17 protein-coding genes and 3 pseudogenes are annotated in these 17,821 nt (G+C 68.9%); 12 read left to right on the forward strand and 8 right to left on the reverse strand.

Annotated features, from left to right (window positions below; genetic code table 11):
- Positions 1–15: 15 nt before the first annotated feature.
- Entirely contained in the window at positions 16–471 is a 456-nt protein-coding gene (locus MQE23_RS43095; RefSeq protein ID WP_243382958.1) for a lamin tail domain-containing protein, read from the reverse strand.
- Positions 472–655: 184 nt separating this feature from the next.
- Here MQE23_RS43095 and istA point away from each other — a divergent pair.
- Together istA and istB are read left to right on the forward strand one after the other, a co-directional pair.
- Positions 656–1,465, forward strand: a pseudogene (gene istA, locus MQE23_RS43100) (IS21 family transposase); the annotation flags it as partial.
- A 744-nt stretch (positions 1,466–2,209) separates the two neighbouring features.
- A complete protein-coding gene (gene istB / locus MQE23_RS43105) occupies positions 2,210–3,007 on the forward strand; it encodes an IS21-like element helper ATPase IstB (RefSeq protein WP_243382960.1) in 798 nt (265 codons plus the stop codon).
- Between the two features lie 80 nt (positions 3,008–3,087).
- On the opposite strand, the gene MQE23_RS43110 is transcribed toward istB, so the two are convergent.
- A complete protein-coding gene (locus MQE23_RS43110; RefSeq protein ID WP_029181127.1) occupies positions 3,088–3,705 on the reverse strand; it encodes a TetR/AcrR family transcriptional regulator in 618 nt (205 codons plus the stop codon).
- A gap of 98 nt (positions 3,706–3,803) precedes the next feature.
- On the opposite strand from MQE23_RS43110, the gene MQE23_RS43115 reads away from it, so the two are divergent.
- Positions 3,804–4,985 carry a cytochrome P450 gene (locus MQE23_RS43115; RefSeq protein ID WP_243382326.1) on the forward strand — a complete coding sequence of 394 codons (1,182 nt, stop codon included), beginning with the start codon at positions 3,804–3,806 and terminating at the stop codon, positions 4,983–4,985.
- A 353-nt stretch (positions 4,986–5,338) separates the two neighbouring features.
- On the opposite strand, the gene MQE23_RS43120 is transcribed toward MQE23_RS43115, so the two are convergent.
- Complete coding sequence (locus MQE23_RS43120; RefSeq protein WP_243382329.1) at positions 5,339–5,917, reverse strand: hypothetical protein; 579 nt, start codon at positions 5,915–5,917, stop codon at positions 5,339–5,341.
- 231 nt (positions 5,918–6,148) lie between these two features.
- Entirely contained in the window at positions 6,149–6,463 is a 315-nt protein-coding gene (locus MQE23_RS43125; protein WP_243382331.1) for a hypothetical protein, read from the reverse strand.
- A gap of 97 nt (positions 6,464–6,560) precedes the next feature.
- Here MQE23_RS43125 and MQE23_RS43130 point away from each other — a divergent pair, with 97 nt between their 5' ends.
- Positions 6,561–7,616 (forward strand): helix-turn-helix transcriptional regulator, encoded by a 1,056-nt coding sequence (locus tag MQE23_RS43130; RefSeq protein WP_243382334.1) that lies wholly within the window; start codon positions 6,561–6,563, stop codon positions 7,614–7,616.
- A gap of 306 nt (positions 7,617–7,922) precedes the next feature.
- Positions 7,923–8,118: pseudogene (locus MQE23_RS43135) on the forward strand (DDE-type integrase/transposase/recombinase); the annotation flags it as partial.
- Positions 8,119–8,573: 455 nt separating this feature from the next.
- Here the strand turns inward: MQE23_RS43135 and MQE23_RS43140 are convergent.
- Positions 8,574–8,957: a pentapeptide repeat-containing protein gene (locus MQE23_RS43140; RefSeq protein WP_243382337.1), complete on the reverse strand. Its 384-nt coding sequence runs from the start codon at positions 8,955–8,957 to the stop codon at positions 8,574–8,576.
- Positions 8,958–8,961: 4 nt separating this feature from the next.
- On the opposite strand from MQE23_RS43140, the gene MQE23_RS43575 reads away from it, so the two are divergent.
- Together MQE23_RS43575 and MQE23_RS43150 are read left to right on the forward strand one after the other, a co-directional pair.
- Positions 8,962–9,144: a hypothetical protein gene (locus tag MQE23_RS43575; RefSeq protein WP_279345178.1), complete on the forward strand. Its 183-nt coding sequence runs from the start codon at positions 8,962–8,964 to the stop codon at positions 9,142–9,144.
- Between the two features lie 42 nt (positions 9,145–9,186).
- Positions 9,187–9,995 (forward strand): IS5 family transposase gene (locus MQE23_RS43150; protein ID WP_243382342.1). Its coding sequence is split into 2 segments (ribosomal slippage): positions 9,187–9,534 and positions 9,537–9,995, totalling 807 coding nucleotides; the frame shifts between segments, so codons are not numbered across the junction.
- A 9-nt stretch (positions 9,996–10,004) separates the two neighbouring features.
- Here the strand turns inward: MQE23_RS43150 and MQE23_RS43155 are convergent.
- Positions 10,005–10,513 (reverse strand): annotated as a pseudogene (locus MQE23_RS43155) (lamin tail domain-containing protein).
- A 321-nt stretch (positions 10,514–10,834) separates the two neighbouring features.
- Here MQE23_RS43155 and MQE23_RS43160 point away from each other — a divergent pair.
- The gene (locus tag MQE23_RS43160; RefSeq protein WP_243382344.1) at positions 10,835–11,107 is read left to right on the forward strand and encodes a DUF6336 family protein; all 273 of its coding nucleotides are present in this window, start codon (positions 10,835–10,837) and stop codon (positions 11,105–11,107) included.
- Positions 11,108–11,213: 106 nt separating this feature from the next.
- Positions 11,214–12,029, forward strand: coding sequence for a class I SAM-dependent methyltransferase (locus MQE23_RS43165; RefSeq protein ID WP_243382962.1), 816 nt, complete (start codon positions 11,214–11,216; stop codon positions 12,027–12,029).
- Between the two features lie 355 nt (positions 12,030–12,384).
- Here MQE23_RS43165 and MQE23_RS43170 read toward each other — a convergent pair whose 3' ends face one another.
- Entirely contained in the window at positions 12,385–13,062 is a 678-nt protein-coding gene (locus MQE23_RS43170; protein WP_243382346.1) for a response regulator transcription factor, read from the reverse strand.
- The gene (locus MQE23_RS43175) at positions 13,059–14,312 is read right to left on the reverse strand and encodes a HAMP domain-containing sensor histidine kinase (protein ID WP_243382348.1); all 1,254 of its coding nucleotides are present in this window, start codon (positions 14,310–14,312) and stop codon (positions 13,059–13,061) included. Before MQE23_RS43175 ends, MQE23_RS43170 begins: the two co-directional genes overlap by 4 nt.
- A gap of 125 nt (positions 14,313–14,437) precedes the next feature.
- Here MQE23_RS43175 and MQE23_RS43180 point away from each other — a divergent pair, with 125 nt between their 5' ends.
- The 3 genes from MQE23_RS43180 to MQE23_RS43190 are packed head-to-tail and all read left to right on the forward strand — an operon-like array spanning position 14,438 to position 17,777.
- A complete protein-coding gene (locus MQE23_RS43180; RefSeq protein ID WP_243382350.1) occupies positions 14,438–15,385 on the forward strand; it encodes an ATP-binding cassette domain-containing protein in 948 nt (315 codons plus the stop codon).
- The gene (locus MQE23_RS43185) at positions 15,382–16,944 is read left to right on the forward strand and encodes an ABC transporter permease subunit (RefSeq protein WP_243382352.1); all 1,563 of its coding nucleotides are present in this window, start codon (positions 15,382–15,384) and stop codon (positions 16,942–16,944) included. Before MQE23_RS43180 ends, MQE23_RS43185 begins: the two co-directional genes overlap by 4 nt.
- Positions 16,941–17,777, forward strand: coding sequence for an ABC transporter permease subunit (locus tag MQE23_RS43190; RefSeq protein ID WP_243382354.1), 837 nt, complete (start codon positions 16,941–16,943; stop codon positions 17,775–17,777). Before MQE23_RS43185 ends, MQE23_RS43190 begins: the two co-directional genes overlap by 4 nt.
- The last annotated feature ends 44 nt before the right edge of the window (positions 17,778–17,821 follow it).

Raw genomic sequence — 17,821 nt, forward strand, 5'->3', positions numbered from 1 at the left:
GGTGGTGGTGGGGGCTCAGCCGTGGAAGTGGATGTAGCCGTTGCCGTCAGGGTCGTCGTTGCGGTTGGTGTAGGCGTGGACGTCGGCGCGGCTGCCTGAGGGCTTGTATAGGTAGATGGTGTCCTCGTCGTCGTTCCACAGGAAGTTGCAGTTGTCGCGGTAGACGACGTTGTGGGTGTCGGAGTCGGTGCCGTGGCCGCCGCGCAGCTTCACATAGTCGCCGGGCTGCAGGTAGTGGTTGGCGGTGAAGGTGAAGCGGTTACCGGTGGCGTCTTTGACGACGTATCCCTTGAGGTTGATCGTCGAGCGGGATGAGTAGTTCTTCACCGTCAGGTACTCCTCGTCGGTGTTGCCCGAGGAGCAGCTGTTGGAGTCCCGGCCCGGCGCGTCGTACTGGATTCCGCGGATCTTCAACGCCGAGCTGTACTCGGCTGGTTTCGTCGACGGGATCCGACACCACTTGTCGCTCAGGGCCGAGAACGCCTCGTTTCGCCGGAGGGCGATGTCTGTGAGTTCTGGCAACGCCGAGGGGTTGCGGTGGGAGCATTGACGTGCCCTGCAGGATGAGGCTGCGATGACGCCACCGAAATCCAAGGTCGACTTGTACGCGGCGATCCGCCGTGATGCCCGGGTAGGGATGTCATACCGGGCCTTGATGCGTGAGTACGGAGTCGGATTCCGCACGGTGAAGGCCGCGTTGGAGTCGGTCTGGCCGGAGCCGCGGAAGAAGCCGCGGCCGCGCGGGACCCGCCTGGATGCCTACAAGCCGTTGATCGACCAGATGCTCCGGGCGGATCTGGATGCGCCGCGCAAGCAGCGTCACACGGTCAAGCGGATCTTCGACCGGCTCCTGGACGAGCACGGGGCGGAGGCGGTGACCTATCCGATGGTGCGGGCCTATGTCGCCGACCGTCGCCCCCAGATCGCTGTTGAGGCTGGCCGCGGGGTGGTACACGCGTTCATTCCGCAGTCCCACAGGCCGGGGGCCGAGGCGGAGGTGGACTTCGGCGACGTGAAGGTACGTCTGGCCGGTGAGCTGGTCACCTGCTTCGTGTTCGCGATGCGCCTGTCGTATTCGGGCAAGGCCGTGCACCGCGTCTTCGCCTCCTGCGGCCAGGAGGCGTTCCTCGAAGGCCACGTCCACGCTCTCAGCGTGCTGGGCGGAGTGCCCACCGGCAAGGTCCGTTACGACAACCTCCGCTCCGCGGCCTCCCGGGTACTCAGCTCGCGCTCCCGCGCGGAGAACGAGCGGTGGACCGCGTTCCGGTCGCACTACGGCATCGACGCGGCCTACTGCCTGCCCGGCATCGAGGGCGCCCACGAGAAGGGTGGGGTCGAGGGGCAGATCGGCTGGTTCCGCCGGAACCATATGGTCCCCGTCCCAGAAGTCGTCTCCCTTGCCCAGCTGAACGCGATGATCGAGCAGTGGGATGAGGAGGACGAACAGCGCCGGATCGGCTCCCGGCCGCGGCCGGTGAGCGAGTACTTCGCCGTCGAACGGCCACTGCTGCAGCCGTTACCGGACGAACCCTTCGAGACCGGGCGGTTGTTCAGCCTGCGGGTCGACCGCTTCAGCCAGATCAGCGTCCGCACCAACCGCTACTCGGTGCCGGTGCGGCTGATCGGCCGGACGCTCCGGGCAATGCTGCACGCGTCCGAGCTGGTGGTCTACGACGGCCAGCAGGAGGTCGCCCGCCACGAACGGCTGATCGCCAAGGGACAGACTCGGCTGGATCTGGACCACTACCTGGAAGCCCTGGTCCGCAAGCACGGAGCGTTTCCCGGGGCCACCGCCCTCGAACAGGCCCGTTCCGCAGGGAAGTTCACGCCGGTCCATGACGCCTGGTGGGAGGCGGCGAAGGCCGCCCCCGGCGAGCGGGACGGCACCCGGGCCCTGATCGAAGTCCTGCTGATGGGCCGCCACGTCCCCCACGAACACCTGGTCGCCGGGCTCGCCTCCGCGCTCAGGGCCGGCGCGTTGACCGCGGACGCGGTCGCCCTGGAGGCGCGGAAGGCGGCCGAAGCCGACGAGGTCGCGGCTCCTGTCGTCCCTGCGGAGCCGGAACGGACGAACGTGACCTCGTCGACCGAACGGCGGCTTGCCCAGCTGCCCGCCCGACGCCCGGCCGCTGCCCTCGGTCGCGGCCTACGACCAGCTGCTGCGAGCACGGCAGCCGGCCGACCGCCCCGCCATCCAGGGAGAGATGCCGTGACACTCAAACGACACCGAGGGCTGACCGAACAGGCCGCCACCGCCGCCGTCGACCAGGCATGCCGCATGCTGAGGCTGCCCACCATCCGGGCCCAGTTCCCCGAACTGGCCGAAGCCGCCGCCCGCGACCAGATGTCGTATCGCGGCTTCCTCGCCGAACTGCCGATGGCCGAGTGCGACGACCGGGCCCGCCGCCGCTCCGAACGACGCATCAACGCGGCGCAGTTCCCGCGGGAGAAGTCGATCAGGGCCTTCGATTTCGACGCCAACCCGAACATCGACCCAGCCGTCATCCACACCCTGGCCACCTGCGAATGGGTCAAGAAAGGACTGCCGCTCTGCCTGATCGGCGACTCCGGAACCGGCAAGTCCCACCTCCTGATCGCGCTCGGCACCGAGGCCGCCATGGCTGGCTTCCGGGTCCGCTACACACTGGCCACCAAGCTGGTCAACGAGCTGGTCGAGGCCGCGGACGAGAAGATCCTGACCAAGACCATCGCCCGCTACGGGCGCGTCGATCTCCTCTGCATAGACGAACTCGGCTACATGGAGCTGGACTGCAGGGGCGCTGAGCTGCTGTTCCAGGTGCTGACCGAACGCGAGGAGAAGAACAGCGTCGCCATCGCCTCCAACGAGTCGTTTGGCGGGTGGACCAAAACGTTCACCGATCCGCGACTCTGCGCGGCCATCGTCGACCGCCTCACCTTCGGCGGGAACATCATCGAGACCGGCACCGACTCCTACCGGCTCGCCAGCACCCGGGCCGCCCGGGCGCAGAGCGCAGCCTCAGGCTGACCCGTCCGAGCCTCAAAAACCGGCCAGAGACGCGTTCACCGCTATCCGTGCCACGACCGAGTGCGCGTGCGCTGAACGCGCTAAGCCGGGCGGGGGAGCGAGTTGAGGCCGTCGATCGCGATGTCGGTGGCCCTTTGAACGGCTTTGTAGGTCTGCTCCGGCCGGTTGCCCCGCTTTTGGCATGCGGCGACGACGACCTTGATCGCCCCGACCAGCGAGCCCACCGCCGCGGCGGCCTCGACGAGGTCCAGCTCGGGGCAAGCGAGGTGGAGCGCTTCGGTCAGCTGTAGCTGGATGTCGAACAGCAGGTGCAGTTCGCGCGCCTGAAGTGCCGGGACCGACGCGATCAGCCGGGTCCGAGCCGGGCCGACCTTCCGCGCCAACTCCGAGTCCGTGTCCGCGAAAACACTCTGGTCGATGACGCGCCGCAGCAGGTCGGCCACCGGTTCGCCGGGCTGCCGTTCTCCGATGATCTCGACCGCGCGCTCCAGCCGCGACCTGTCGTCGAAGAAGACGATGTCGTCCTTGCTGTCGAAGTAGCTGAAGAAGGTCCGTGTCGCGATGTCTGCGGTGGCCGCGATCTCCGCCACGGTTGTCTGGTCGTAACCCTTCTCGGCGAACAATCGCAGGGCGCCTTCGATGAGCGCTTGCCTCGTGCGCATCTTTTTCCGCTGGCGCAGCCCTGGGTCGCTGGTCACGACAGCACCTTACCGCATGCGATGTAATTTTGCATTCATTGACGTTTTGCATCGAGTGCTGCTTTATTGGGAGGTCCGTACCGACCGAGGAGCGGCCGATGGAGAGCACGTCCCCGGCAGGAGTCATGCCCACGGCCCGCCAGAACCCGTTCGATCCGCCAGAGGAACTGCGCCGCCGGCAGGGGCTCGGCCCAATCCATCGGATGACCTACGTCGACGGTGGTCAGGGGTGGTTGGTGACCGGCTTGGCCGCAGCGCGGGCGATCCTGGCAGATCCCCGGTTCAGCGTCCGCCCGGACCACATGCGCTCACCGATCGCCCAGCCGGCAAGCGTGCCCGTGCCGCCGGGGTTCTTCCTCCGCATGGACCCGCCCGAGCACGACCACTATCGGCGGTTGCTCACCGGTGACTTCACGGTGCGCCGGATAAAGCTCCTCGAACCGGAGATCGAAGCGATCGTCAATGACCAGTTGAACGCGATGGAGCTCGCCGGAGGCCCGGCCGACCTGTTCAAGGCATTCGCGCTGCCGATCCCGTCACAAGTGATCGGCGAACTGCTCGGGGTGCCCTACTCCGACAGGCAGGAGTTCCAGCGGAACGCCGCCACGCTCTTGAACGTCGACCTCACACCGGAACGCCGGCAAGAGGCGGTCAGCGAGCTCATGGCATATCTACGGGACCTGCTGCGCCACAAGCGTTCCTGGCCAGAGGAAGACGTGCTCAGCGGGCTCGCTGCGCACGAGGGACTTACTGCGGACGAGAGGGCCGGACTGGCGCTCCTGCTCCTGATCGCCGGGCATGAGACGACGGCGCACATGCTTGCGCTGGGCACTTTCGCTCTGCTGGCCAACCCCGCACAGTTAGCCGAGGTCCGCGACAAGGAGGAAGACGCCCCTGCAGTGGTCGAGGAGCTGCTGCGCTACCTCACGATCATCCATCACGTGGTCCGCGTCGCGCTCCAGGACATCGAGCTCCACGGCTGCCCGATCAAGGCCGGCGAGTCCGTCACCGTCGCACTGTCCGCGGCGAACCGGGACGCTGACCATTTCGCCGACCCGGACGCGCTTGACCTCACCCGCTCCACGGCCGGACACCTCGCGTTCGGTCACGGCCTCCACCGGTGCGTCGGGCAGCGACTGGCCCGCGCCGAAATGCGCATCGCCCTCCCCGCACTGCTTCGCCGCTTCCCGGCACTACGTCTCACTGTCGCGCCCGAGCAAGTGCCACTGCGGTCGGCCATGACGGTCTACGGCGTGCGTGAACTTCCGGTCACCTGGTAGGCAGATCAAGGTCGAGAAGAACGACGGGTGCTCGGCGACTTGCAGCGCGACGTCTGTGAGTTTGAGCAATGCCCCTTCACTGCCGGCTCCCCACCGCCATCCGGCCCTTCAAGCACCGCCCGCATCGGACCACGATCGTCTGGATCAAACTCACCCAGGCGCACGGCATGGATCAGTTGCGGCCTCCGGTGTTGTCACTTCTCATAGACATTTCCGACCCGAGTGATCGCTAAGTGCTTCCGGAAACCGCCGACAAATGTTGTCCGTTCCCACCTACGAAACCAGTCGCTCGTCGTTCGCGCGTCTCGAGTACGAAACCCCGGCCAGGCGTCGGGTGTCCCCGGCGCCGCATGTCACCGGGACTTCCAGACCTTGACCCAGAGCCTGAAGGAGCCGGTGTTGTCCCAGGTGACGTCATCGTTGATCAAGAAGATGAGTCGGGCGGGCACCGACGGCGCAGCTCGGCAGGTACCGAATTCCGAGGTGTGGCCCCATTCGCCCACCCAGCCGGTCGGGTTGTGGTTCCACCGCCACAACGAGGCGTACTTCCGCATCCCCGGAACGGGGTAGCCCTGGGGGGCGATCTCCGCCTTGCCGGAGGGGCCGTACACCTCGTACACGGGCCAGGAGTTGATGTAGATCCATCCGCTGGCGTAGATGGTGACCGCGTCGCCGGGACCTACTCCGTTGGCAGGGTTGTCCCCGAGTGGCCAGTTGGTGGCCCTCACTCCGGCCTCGTGGTCCAGAATGACATCCACGTCGGGTGCCGTGCCCCGCATACACCGGCTCAGACCCGACTCGGCGGCGTTTGCCGCGGGCACGGCGACGAGGAGAACCGCGAGCAGTGACAGTACGGACGTCACCGCCGTGGTCCGGACGCGGGTGTACCGGCTGGTCGTGGTGGTTTCACGTGGCGCACGGTTCGCGAACAACGCTCGTTCCTTTCACGCGGAGAGAAATGCGGCGGGCGGGCATCGACCTGGTGCCGGCAGCGAGGAGTGCGCGTCGCCACGGCACAGCTTCAGCGGCTGGTGCGGTGGGGTATGCCTTCGCTCCGGAAGGGGGTCGATCGGGTGCTCGAGGCGCCCGGTGGACGAGTCGCAGCGGCGTGCAACACGACCGCGTCCGTCCGAAGCGGTCGGGCCGTCGCGACGGGGAGGATTTTAGCCAGGCGCGCTCGGGACGGCTGTGAAGAATTCGGAGACCGCGCTGAACGCCCAGATGATCACCACTACCGCGACACCGATCACGACGAGTGCGAACAAGATGAGCGCGATTGTGGCGCAGGCCGCCATCGCCGAACCGCCGCCGTTTCCGTGCGCCCCCGGCCTGCCGCGGTGGGCAGCGGGCGCGCCGGGATCGGCGTGAGGGCGAGGCGACGTCTGCAACCGTTCCCTGAGCTTCCTCTGCTGCTCGATCATGCCTTGGTAGCGCTGTTGCGCCGCCCTGGAATAGTCGTGGTTCTGCCAGCCTGGCATGCGGCTTCTCCTTCCAGGCGCCCCTCTCTGTTCCCAGCCGCTCGGGGCCCCGTGACCATCGTGCGCGGGCGAGCCGATGCCGAGCCAGCCACAAAGAATGCAGCTGCAGCAACATGCAGACGCGCCGTCACGTTTGGCCGCCCAGCGCTCCTGGCAGGTTCAGACGATGACGAGCAACCCCCTGGAACCGTGGGGCATCGACCATGCGGCCCTCGCTGTCTACGAGGCCGTTCTGGCGCGGCCCGACCGCCATCCGGCCGAACTTGCCTCCGAATTGGACCTGTCACTGGCCCGCACCGGCGCGGCGCTGGAACTCCTGACAGACTTGGGCCTGGTGCATGGTGAGGAGGGGCGAGTGCGAGCTGGCCGCCCGTCCACCGCGATGTTCCGCCTGGTGCGGGACCAATTGCGGCAGGCAGCAGATCAGGCCGCCGGGACCACCGCGCTCCTCAATGCTCTGGAGCGGTTCACCAGTCTCGACGCCGCAGGCGGCGGCTCCGGAAGTCCACTCGTGACGGTTCGGGACGTGTCGGACCACTGGCAGCGTTGCTCGGCCACCGCAGCCGCTCATGCGCACGTCGAAAGCCTTTCGGTCAACCCTCATCCGGGAACGTTCGAGCTGCTGACCCCCGACTACGTGGCGCGCTTCGCCGAGCTGCTCCGCGCAGGCACCGTCACCCTGCGGTGCATCGTCTCGCCTCACCTGCCCGAGATGCCGGGCGTCAGGGCGGCCATGGACGTGCTGGCCGAAGCAGGTGGAAAGTTCCGCTCCGCGCCCGGCCTGCCCAGTTGGTTCCACATCCTTGGACCGCACCATGCCGGGATCCCCTTCATCTGGGGCCAGGACCCGTCAGCAGACGGCATGGCCCACCACCTCGTGCAGGCACCGCCCCTGGTCTCCGTACTCCGCGCGCTGTTCGAGGAGCTCTGGCGCAGAGCCGTCCCCACCACTGCCCAACCAGCAGCCGCCCGTGACCAGCGCACTGTTCTGCGTCTGCTCGCACAAGGACTGTCCGACGAGGCAGTGGCCCGCCACATGGGCATATCGGTCCGGACCGTCCGCCAACGCGTTGCGGGAGCCATGGAGGAACTCGGCGTCCGAACCCGCTTCGCGGCGGCCGCGACCGCCGCGCGCAACGGATGGTTCACCTGACCCGACGGGAACGACCAGGGCACGCCCCCACGACTCTGATCGCGGCCTGCGAGGCCGGCCCCTATCCGGCCGCATGGATGCCGCCGCCCGGCGCGCACTGCGGCGACGGCTGCTCTCGCTACGCAGGGTCAGAGTCACCCTGGCCACCACCGAGAACTGGCGACAGTTGAACACGCGAGCCCACGGGACGCCACCCCGAACTGGCCGCCGTGGTCCCACGTGGAGGGCAGAGCACGAACCCGTCCACCCATCCCTTGTCACTTCTTCGATACGTGACGCCGCCGCTCACACACCACCACTTCAACATTGCGCCGCCGACGCCCCAGGCCTGGTGACAAGTGGTACCTCGACGAGGTCTTCATCAGAGTCAATGAGTGAGCAGAAGTACCTGTGGCGGGCCGTCGACCAGGACGGCAAGGTCCTCGACATCCTGGTCCAGAACCGGCGTGACAAGACCGCGGCCAGGCGATTCTTCCGTCGTCTGGTGAAGGCGACCCGTACCGGGCCAACCGACGGAATTCGCTGAACTGCTGAAACGCGGCTCCCGGAGGATAGGCATCCCGTGAAGGCTCGTGGAGTCTCCCGGTGAACTGCAGTACGCGAGTGTCGTCGGTATGGGTGGTCATGGCCGGTTCCCAGATTCGGAGGCGGCTGGTGGCGAAGACTTCGAGCGTGGTGAGGAAGAGCTCGAAGGCGGCCGCGAAGCCCCGCCCGAACCGCCCGCCGATCCGTCTCGAGGAGATCGAGACCGGTCGGATCGTGAACCGGCTGCGGGAGCTGCACGAGTTGGGGTCCTGGAATGCCAGCTCGGACACCCAAGGACAATGAACCAGCCGGTAGCTGGTGCGAACCGGATGTGACACGTCGATGGGGCTTGACCTTGGGTGAGATGTGCTGAAGCTTCGCGGGTGGAGGCCTGGACATCGAAAGCTCCCCGGCCTTCTGCTGCCTTTGGCGTCACCCTTCCGAGCCGGTCGACGGTTGGAAAGGTCCCCAGTCCTGCGGGGCGCCTGTCACGTTGTCGAAGTCGACCCTGCCGCCGCTGGACTTCGCAACGGTGAAGGACACCGTGCCGCCGTTGAACTTCGCGCCGGTGAAGGACACCGCGCCGCCGCTGAACTCCGCAAGGGTGAAGGACACCTCGTCTCCGCTGAACTCAGCCCCGTCGAAGTCGACCGTGCCGCCGTTGAACCTCGCAAGAGTGAATTCGACAGCGCTGCCGCTGAACTTCGTGCCGGTGAAGGCCACCGTGCCTCGCTTGAACGCCGCGCGGACGAAGAGGATCGTGCCTCCGCTGAACTCAGCCCCGTCGCAGGCGATGGCGCCTCCGCTGAACTTCACGTCGATGAAGACAACCGTGCCGCCGGTGAACTTCGCCTTTTTTGAAGGTGACCGTGCCGCCGTTGAACTTCGCGCCGGTGAAGGACACCGTTCCGCCGCTGAACTCGGCGTCGACGAAGGCAACCGTGCCGCCGTTGAACTTCACCTTGCTGAAGGAGACCGTGCCGTTGAACTTCGCTTCGGTTAAGAAGTCATTTCAGTTGGCGTGATCTTGCGGCAGTCTGGGGTGATGACTGCTGCGCTTGTCGAGCGGATGGCGCCGGAGGACCTGTGGACGTTGTTCCAGCGGGTGGTGCCGCCGGCGCCGGTTCGCCCGCAGGGTGGAGGGCACCGTCGGCGAGGGGACCGCGAGGTGCTGGCCGCCATCATCTTCGTGGCCACCTCGGGTTGCACCTGGAACCAACTGCCGCCGGGATTCGGTCTTTCGGGTGTCACCGCCTTCCGGCGGTTCACCGAGTGGACCGAGGCCCGGGTGTGGGCCAAGCTGCACCGCCTGGTCTTGGACGAGCTCGGTGCCCGGGGTGAGCTGGACTGGTCGCGATGCGCGATCGACTCCGTCAGCGTCCGGGCCCTCAAAGGGGGCAGCTGACGGGACCGAATCCGACCGACCGCGGCAAGAAGGGATCGAAAATCCACCTCATCGTCGACCGCCAGGGGCTGCCCCTGTCGGTCGGTATCTCCGCCGCCAACCTCCACGACAGCCAGGCCCTCATCCCGCTGGTCCGTGGCATCCCGCCCATCCGCTCACGTCGCGGCCCGCGACGCCGACGGCCCGGCAAGCTGCACGGCGACAAGGGCTACGACTACCGCCACCTGCGGCGATGGCTCGCTTCTCGCGGCATCCGGCACCGCGTTACCCGCAAGGGCATCGAGTCATCCCGCCGCCTGGGCCAGCACCGCTGGATCGTGGAGCGGACCGTGTCCTGGCTGTCCGGCTGCCGCCGCCTCCACCGCCGCTACGAGCGCAAGCCGGAACACTTCCTCGCCTTCACCGCCATCGCCGCGACCCTCATATGCCACCGCAGACTGACCAAATGAAATGGCCTCTTAGCCGTGGAAGTTGATGTATCCGTTTCCGTCGGGGTCGTCGTTGCTCTTGGAGTAGGCGTGGACGTCGGCGCGGCTGCTCGAGGGCTTGTACAGGTAGATGGTGTCCTTGTCGTTGTTCCACAGGAAGTTGCAGTTGTCGCGGTAGACGACGTTGTGGGTGTCGGAGTCGGTGCCGTGGCCGCCGCGCAGCTTCACATGGTCGCCGGGCTGCAGGTAGTGGTTGGCGGTGAAGGTGAAGCGGTTACCGGTTGCGTCCTTGACGACGTAGCCCTTGAGGTTGATCGTCGAGCGGGACGAGTAGTTCTTCACCGTCAGGTACTCCTCATCGGTGTTGCCGAGGAGTAGCTGTTGGAGTCCCGGCCCGGCGCGTCGTACTGAACTCCGCGGATCTTCAACGCCGAGCCGTACTCGGCGGCGTGTGCGGGAACGACGGACAGGGCGGTCAGCGCGCCGGCCGCAACAGCGGCAGCCGTGACGAGGTTCTTGCGCAAGAGCGGGCTCCCCATGGTTGAGCGGGTGGTGTCGCCTGTGCAGGACATGCACCCGGGTCCGCTGGTTGCGCACATACAAGGACCTTCACCCGTTCGAAGGACGTAGAGGCACGTTGCCTGCGATGGTGGAGGCCCGGCCCGGGAGCCGCCTGCCTCCGCACGATGCTCCTGGGCCGCGGCGAGTGATGAGACGCGAAGTACCGGCGCAGATCGAGGCCCGGAACGACCCGGCCAGTACGGGCCCTTCAACGTCGGGCCGCGCGCTACTCGAAGGTCAAGCCGGGGGCGGCCGGAGGCGGTGTGATCCCGGTGGCGGGCTGGGTTACGGTGCCGCGTATGCGCACCGAGGACGCGCTCATCCGACCCCTGCTCCGGATCTGGGACGTGGCGGCGCGTGGGGTCCTGTACGGGCTGGCCGGCGTGCCCCTGCTCGGGGTGGCCTCCCTGTTCTTCGGCGATCACCACGACCGGACGACGTTCCTTGCCGTCGCCGGAGGGTTCGCCGCCGCCATGGCCGTGGTGGGGATTCTCGTCGGGCTCTTCTTCTGGTGGGCCTGCGGGGGAGAATTCTTGCCCGTCATGACCAGTGCGGCGAGTGTGCGCGGATGACCGGCTGGCCGCGCATGAACCTGGCTCCACTCATCAGCTCCCCTTGGAATCGATCATCTAGGCTGGCGCGGTGACTGTTGAGCAGGAGCGGGTGCAGCCGTCGGGAGTGTGGGCCACGGCGGTGGGGGTGGCCCGGGTGCGGGCGCTGGAGACCGAGCGGGAGAACGCGTTGTTCCGCGACCCGCTGGCACAGGCCTTCGCCACCGCCGGCGGCCTGTGGCCCTCCTCGCCGCCGCTGCCCGATGACGAGGCCGCGCGCCGTCGCCGGCTGGCCGTGTCGTTCTCCATCGTCATCCGGACGAAGTTCCTCGACGACCTGTTGCAGCAGGCCTCCGCGTCCGGGGTCCGGCAGGTCGTGCTGCTCGGTGCCGGCATGGACAGCCGGGCCTTCCGGATGGACTGGCCCGAGGGCACCCGGCTCTTCGAGGTCGACACCGCCGCCCCACTGGACTTCAAGGCGTCGGTGCTGCGCCGGGAGCGGGCCGTCGCACGCTGCGAGCGGATCACCGTCGCGATGGATCTGCGGGAGGACTGGCCAGGCGCGCTGGCCGCCGCAGGGCACGACCCGGCGGTGCCGACCGTGTGGATCGCCGAAGGACTGCTGATCTATCTGCCCGAGGACGCGGTGGAACTGCTGCTGGCCCGGATCAGCGCGCAGTCGGCGGCAGGCAGTTGGATGGGGCTGACGTTGGGCTCGCGCGGCGTGATCGAGCGCTTCGGCGCGGACGCCGTGCCGGGATCGGCGGCGTCCATGTGGGTCTCGGAGATGCCCGACGACCCGGTGGGCTGGCTGGCCGGGCACGGCTGGGAGGCCGACAGCCACACCCTGCGCGGGCGCGCTGCCGCCTACGGCCGCCCGATCAGCACCCCGCCGCAGCGCGAGGAGCGGCCCGGCGGACTGATCGCGGCGGTCCGCCGGTAGAGCGCCTTTTCCCGGTTCCTCACCGAGGACGTAAGCTCCCCATTTCCGGAGCCGAGGCTGTCGCACAGAGAGCAGAGGATGGGCTCCCTCGTGCCCCGTGCCCCGAGACCGATCTCACCGCCTTGGCGGATGAGGGGCTTGATCACTTTGGGCCACCGATAGGCGCCACACCTGGACCGGCAGCTCCGGACGCAAGGACCGCCCGATGCGCTCCCCGCGTGCCCGCGCCGCCGCTAGGCCCTCGTGGGTCCCCTGCACGATTAGTGTCAGTATCCGAAGTCGGCTGCGCAGATGACTGGAGTCGTGTGCACTGAGCACGGCCTCCGCTCGGGGGCCGCCGGCCCCTGGCGGCTGCTCAGTCGGGTGGGACGGCTGGGTCGATGATCCGATACCCCACACCAGGTGTGGTGGCGATGACCGGAGGGTCGCCGAGTTTGCGGCGCAGGCGGCTGATGGTCACCGTGACGGTGTTGGTGAACGGGTCGGCGTGTTCGTCCCAGACCTGTTCGAGGAGGTTCTCCGTGCTGAGGAAGGCGGGGCTCGCGTTCAGGAGGGCTTCGAGTACCGCGAATTCCTTGACGGAGAGGTCGAGTTGGTGGCCGTCGCGGCTGGCGGTGCGGCGCATCGGGTCGAGTTCGATGCCCGCCGTGCTCAGGGTGCGGGACCGGGCGGCGGGGCGGCGGCGGGCCAGTGCGCGGATGCGCAGGACGAGTTCGGGAAAGTGGAAGGGCTTGGCGAGGTAGTCGTCGGCGCCCAGGGTGAGGCCGCTGACGCGGTCGCCGGGTGAGTCGGCGGCGGTCAGCATCAGGACCATCACGCGGCCGTCCCGCTCGGTGATCATCTGGCAGAGGGTGTCGCCGTGGATGCCTGGCAAGTCGCGGTCGAGCACGACGACGTCGTACGCGTTGACGTCCAGCTTGGCCGCGGCGTCGAGCCCGTCGTGGGCCACGTCTACGGCCATGCCCTGGTCGCGCAGTCCCTCGGCGATGACTTCGGCGAGGGGGCGGGCGTCCTCGACCACCAGGACTCTCAACGCGCCACGCCCGTCTCTGAATCGGGGGCTTCCGCCGTCGCCCTGCCGTCCGCACGAGGGAGGGTGATGGTGACGCGCAAGCCGCCGTCGGGGCGGGCGCGCAGGTCCAGGGTGCCGTGGTGGGCCTGGGTGATGGCCGCGACGATGGAGAGGCCGAGGCCGCTGCCCTGGCCGGTGCCGGTCCGGTCGGCGCCAAGGCGGCGGAAAGGCTGCACGAGGTCCGCCACCCGCTGCTGGTCGAGGACCGGCCCGCTGGACTCGACGACGAGGGACACTGCGCCTGCGTCGTCTCCTTCAGCCCGTACCGCGACACTGATCCAGCCCCCGGGGTCGTTGTGCGCGATCGCGTTGTCGACCACGTTGTCGGCCACGCGGCGCAGCAGCGTCTGGCTGCCCCACACCCACGCGGAGTCGTCGATCCGGTTTTCACCCACGGTCAGTCCCTTGGCCGTGATGTCCTTTGCCCGTCCGGTCAGGGCGGTCAGCGCGAGTTGGCCGAGGGCGAGGCGCGCCGAGTCGGTGAACTCGCCGTGCTGGGTGCGAGCCAGGACGAGGAAACTCTCCAGCAGCCGGTCCACCTGGTCGAGTTCGGCGCGCATCCGGGCGGCCAGCGTGGCCGTGGTCTCTGGTACCGGGCCCGGCTTGGCGAGGGCCACGTCCAGGGAGGCCCGCATCGTGGTGAGCGGGGTGCGCAGCTCGTGGGAGGCGTTGGCGACGAAGAGTCGCTGGGCGTCGAAGGAGCCCTCCAGGCGGCCGAGGAGGTCGTCGATGGTGTCGGCGAGGTCCTTCACCTCGTCGCCGGGGCCGCCGATGGCCAGGCGTTCGTGCAGGCTGTCGGCGGTGATCCGGCGGGTGGCCGCTGTCATCACGCGCAGCGGGCGCAGCACCCTGCCGGCGACGAACCAGCCGAGGCCGACCGAGATAACCGCCATGACGCCGAGGGCGATGGCGGAGCCGATCAGGATCTGCCGGGACTGGGTGTCGTGCGCCTGGGTCAGCTGCTGCTCCAGCTCGTCGATGCGGCCCTGGGCGTATGCCGCCGTGGCGGGCTGATCGGTGCCGCCGTCGGGGGCGGTCTGGCTGGAGCGGGATCCGCCGGATGCCACCACGGCCGCGATGGCGAGCAGCGCCGTTCCCGACAGCAGGAACAGAGTCACGTACAAGGCGGTGAAGCGGGTGCGGGCAGTGCCACGGCGCAGGCCGAGCCGGGCAGTCAGGCCCGCGAGCCGTCGGGACGGAACCCATTTCATCCGCATGCTCCCCTCTCGCCACCGCATCAGGACACGTACCGGGCCAGGCTAAGCCGACGCGCCTAACAGCGAGATGACAGTGGCCGTTCGGCCCCTGTAACTCGCTCCGTCACAGAGTGGGGCCCATGAGCGATGAGAGTACGAAGGCGACGATCGAGGTCATTGGTCTGCGTAAACGCTTCGGGCCGCAGCTGGCTCTGGACGGTATGACGTTCACCGTGCGGCCCGGACGGGTGACCGGCTTCGTCGGCCCGAACGGCGCGGGCAAGTCCACCACCATGCGCGTGATCCTGGGCCTTGACGCGGCGGAGGAGGGAAAGGCCCTGGTCGACGGGGTGCCGTACCGCACCCTGCGTCGCCCGCTTCGGCATCTGGGGGCACTGCTCGACGCCTCCGCGCTGCAGCCGAGCCGCACCGCCCGTAACCACCTGCTGTGGCTGGCCCACTCACAGGGCTTGTCGGCCCGGCGGGTGGACGAGGTCATCGAACAGGCCGGCCTGGGCACGGCGGCCCGGCGCAAGGCCGGCGGCTTCTCGCTGGGCATGCGCCAGCGCCTGGGGATCGCGGCGGCGCTGCTGGGGGACCCGCCGGTGGTCATGCTGGACGAGCCGTTCAACGGCCTCGACCCTGACGGCATCGTGTGGATGCGCGGCTTCCTGTCGTCGCTGGCCCGGCAGGGCCGCGCCGTCCTGGTCTCCAGTCACCTGATGAGCGAACTCGAAGACACCGCGGACCATCTTGTGGTGATCGGCCGCGGCCGGGTCGTCGCGGACACCAGCGTGTCCGAGCTGCTCGCCGAGGCGTCCGGCGGCCGGGTCACCCTGCGTACCTCCGCGCCTCCGCGCGCCGCCCAGGTCCTGCACGGCGCGGGCGCCACCGTTCTCGCCACCGGCCCCGACACCCTCGGCGTCACGGGCCTGCCCGACGAGGAGATCGTGGCCCTGCTCGCCCGGAACGGGGTGCCGTTCTCCCAGGTGTCCGCGCACCGGGCGACGCTCGAAGAGGCGTACATGGAGCTCACCCGGGACGCGGTGGAGTACCGGGGCATCCCGGCGGGGGAGGCTACGCGATGACCGCCACCGTCACCCCTCGCCCCTCGGCCACGAGGCGCGCTGAGCAGAGTGGGTTCCTCAGGACGCTGCACGCCGAGTGGACGAAGTTCCGTACGGTACGCGGCTGGGTCCTCGCCATGGCGGGCGCGCTCCTGGTGACGATCGTGGTCGGCCTGCTCGGCACGGCCGCCCCCGCCCCCGGCGGTCGCGGCGCCGACTCCGCCTCGTACCCGAAGGGACCCGGCGGCGAGGCCGTCAACGACAGCTTCTACTTCATCCACAAGACGCTCACCGGCGACGGCACCCTCACCGTTCCCCTGCGGTCGCTGACTGGTGTGGCCGACACCGGGACCGGCCAGACGGCCCAGGGCGCCCAGCCCTGGGCGAAGGCCGGGATCATCGTGAAGGAAAGCCTCACCCAGGGATCCCCGTACGCGGCGGTCATGGCCACCGGCGGCCACGGCGTACGCATGCAGTACGACTACACGCACGACACGGCGGGCCCTTCCGGCAAGGTCACCCAGGAGTCCCCGCGCTGGCTGCGCCTGGTCCGCTCCGGTGACAGTCTCACCGGTTCCACCTCCACCCACGGCTCCCACTGGACCAAGGTCGGCCATGCGAAGCTGCCGGGGCTCGCGCGCACCGTGCAGGCCGGGCTCTTCGCGACGTCACCGGAGGCGAAGCAGGACACCGCGGCGGGCACGGGCTTCAGCCCCGCCGTGGCCACCGGCACCTTCGGCCGCCCCGCCCTCACCGGCGACTGGTCCCAGAGCGCGTGGAGCGGCACACAGATGAGCGGCGACGCGGGCACCTCCGGCAGCTACACGAACACCACCAAGGGTGGCTTCACCCAGACCGACGGCGGCGGGTTCACCGTGACCGGGGCCGGTGACATCGCACCGGTCGTCGGCGGGCCCGTCATGGGCGTCGGCTTCTCCGTCGAGAACTTCCTCGTCGGCACCTTCGCCGGGCTGATCGTGGTGATCGCCGTGGGCACGGTGTTCATCACCGGCGAGTACCGGCGCGGTCTGCTGCGTACGACCATGGCGGCAACTCCCCTGCGGGGCCGGGTGCTTGGTGCCAAGGCGCTGGTGGCCGGGGGCGTCGCGTTCGCCATCGGCCTGGTGGCCGCCGCGATCACCATTCCCATCGGGGAACGCAGCGCGCGCGGCAGGGGCTTCCATGTCTTCCCCGTCACGTCGGCGACCGAAGTGCGCGTCATGGTCGGCACCGGCCTGCTCTGCGCAGCCGCCGCCGTGCTCGCTCTCGGCGTCGGTGCCCTGCGGCGGCGCAGCGGCACGGCGGTCGCCCTGGTCAGCGCGTCGATCGTGCTTCCCTTCCTGCTTGCCACCTCCGGCATACTGCCCCCGGGCGTCTCGGAGTGGCTGCTGCGGGTGACCCCGGCTGCGGGCTTCGCCATCCAGCAGACCCTGCCGCAGTACACGCAGGTGCTCAGCGTGTACGAGCCGTCAACCGGCTACTACCCGCTGGCGCCATGGGCCGGCCTCGCTGTGCTGTGCGGATACGCCGCGCTCGCCTTCGGTCTGGCCGTGGTGCGGCTGCGCGGGAGGGACGTATGAGTCTCCTGAGCGGTGCACGACTCACGAGCACGGCTGACGGCGCGTGGCGAGGGGGCTTCGGCCGCGCCCTGCGCGCGGAGTGGACGAAGCTGCGCACCGCAGGGGACATGGGCAGGTTGCTCCTGCTCGCCGTCGCGCTGACCGTGGCCGTCGGCTGCGGCACCGCCAAGGCCGTGAAGTGCCCAGATGCGGGGTGCGGCCAGGACGCCGTCAAGCTCGCCCTGACCGGCGTCACCGTCGGGCAGGCGGTCATCGCCGTCTTCGCGGTGCTGGCCGTCAGCGGCGAGTACGGCACCGGGATGATCCGCACCACGCTCACGGCGGTGCCGAACCGGCTCACCGTCCTCACCGCCAAGGCGACGGTCCTCGCCACGGTCATCCTGATCTCCGGGACGGCTGCCGTCCTCGCCTCGCTCCTTGCCGGCCGCTACATCCTGCCCGGCAACGGATTCACCGAGGCCCACGGCTATGCCCCACTGTCCTTGGCCGACGGCTCGACCCTGCGCGCGGCCGTGGGTTCGGTCCTCTACCTCGTCCTGATCGCCCTGATCGGTCTCGGCGTGGCGACGGCGGTGCGGGAGGCGGCGACCGCCATCGGGATCGTGCTCGGGCTGCTCTATCTCTTCCCGGTCGTCACCCAGGTGGTCAACGACCCGGAGTGGCAGCGCCACCTCCAGCAGATCTCGCCCATGACCGCCGGACTCGCGGTCCAAGCCACCGTCCATCTGCACGAGCTGCCCATCGGCCCATGGGCCGGCCTGGGCGTGCTCGCCACGTGGGCCGCGGCCGCGCTGCTGGTCGGCAGCCTGCTGCTGCACAGGCGCGACGCGTAGCCGAATCGAGCCGACAGCGAGCACGGTGGCTTCGGGCCCCAACG

The organism is Streptomyces sp. HP-A2021 (assembly GCF_022807935.1).
Lineage (GTDB): Bacteria > Actinomycetota > Actinomycetes > Streptomycetales > Streptomycetaceae > Streptomyces > Streptomyces afghaniensis.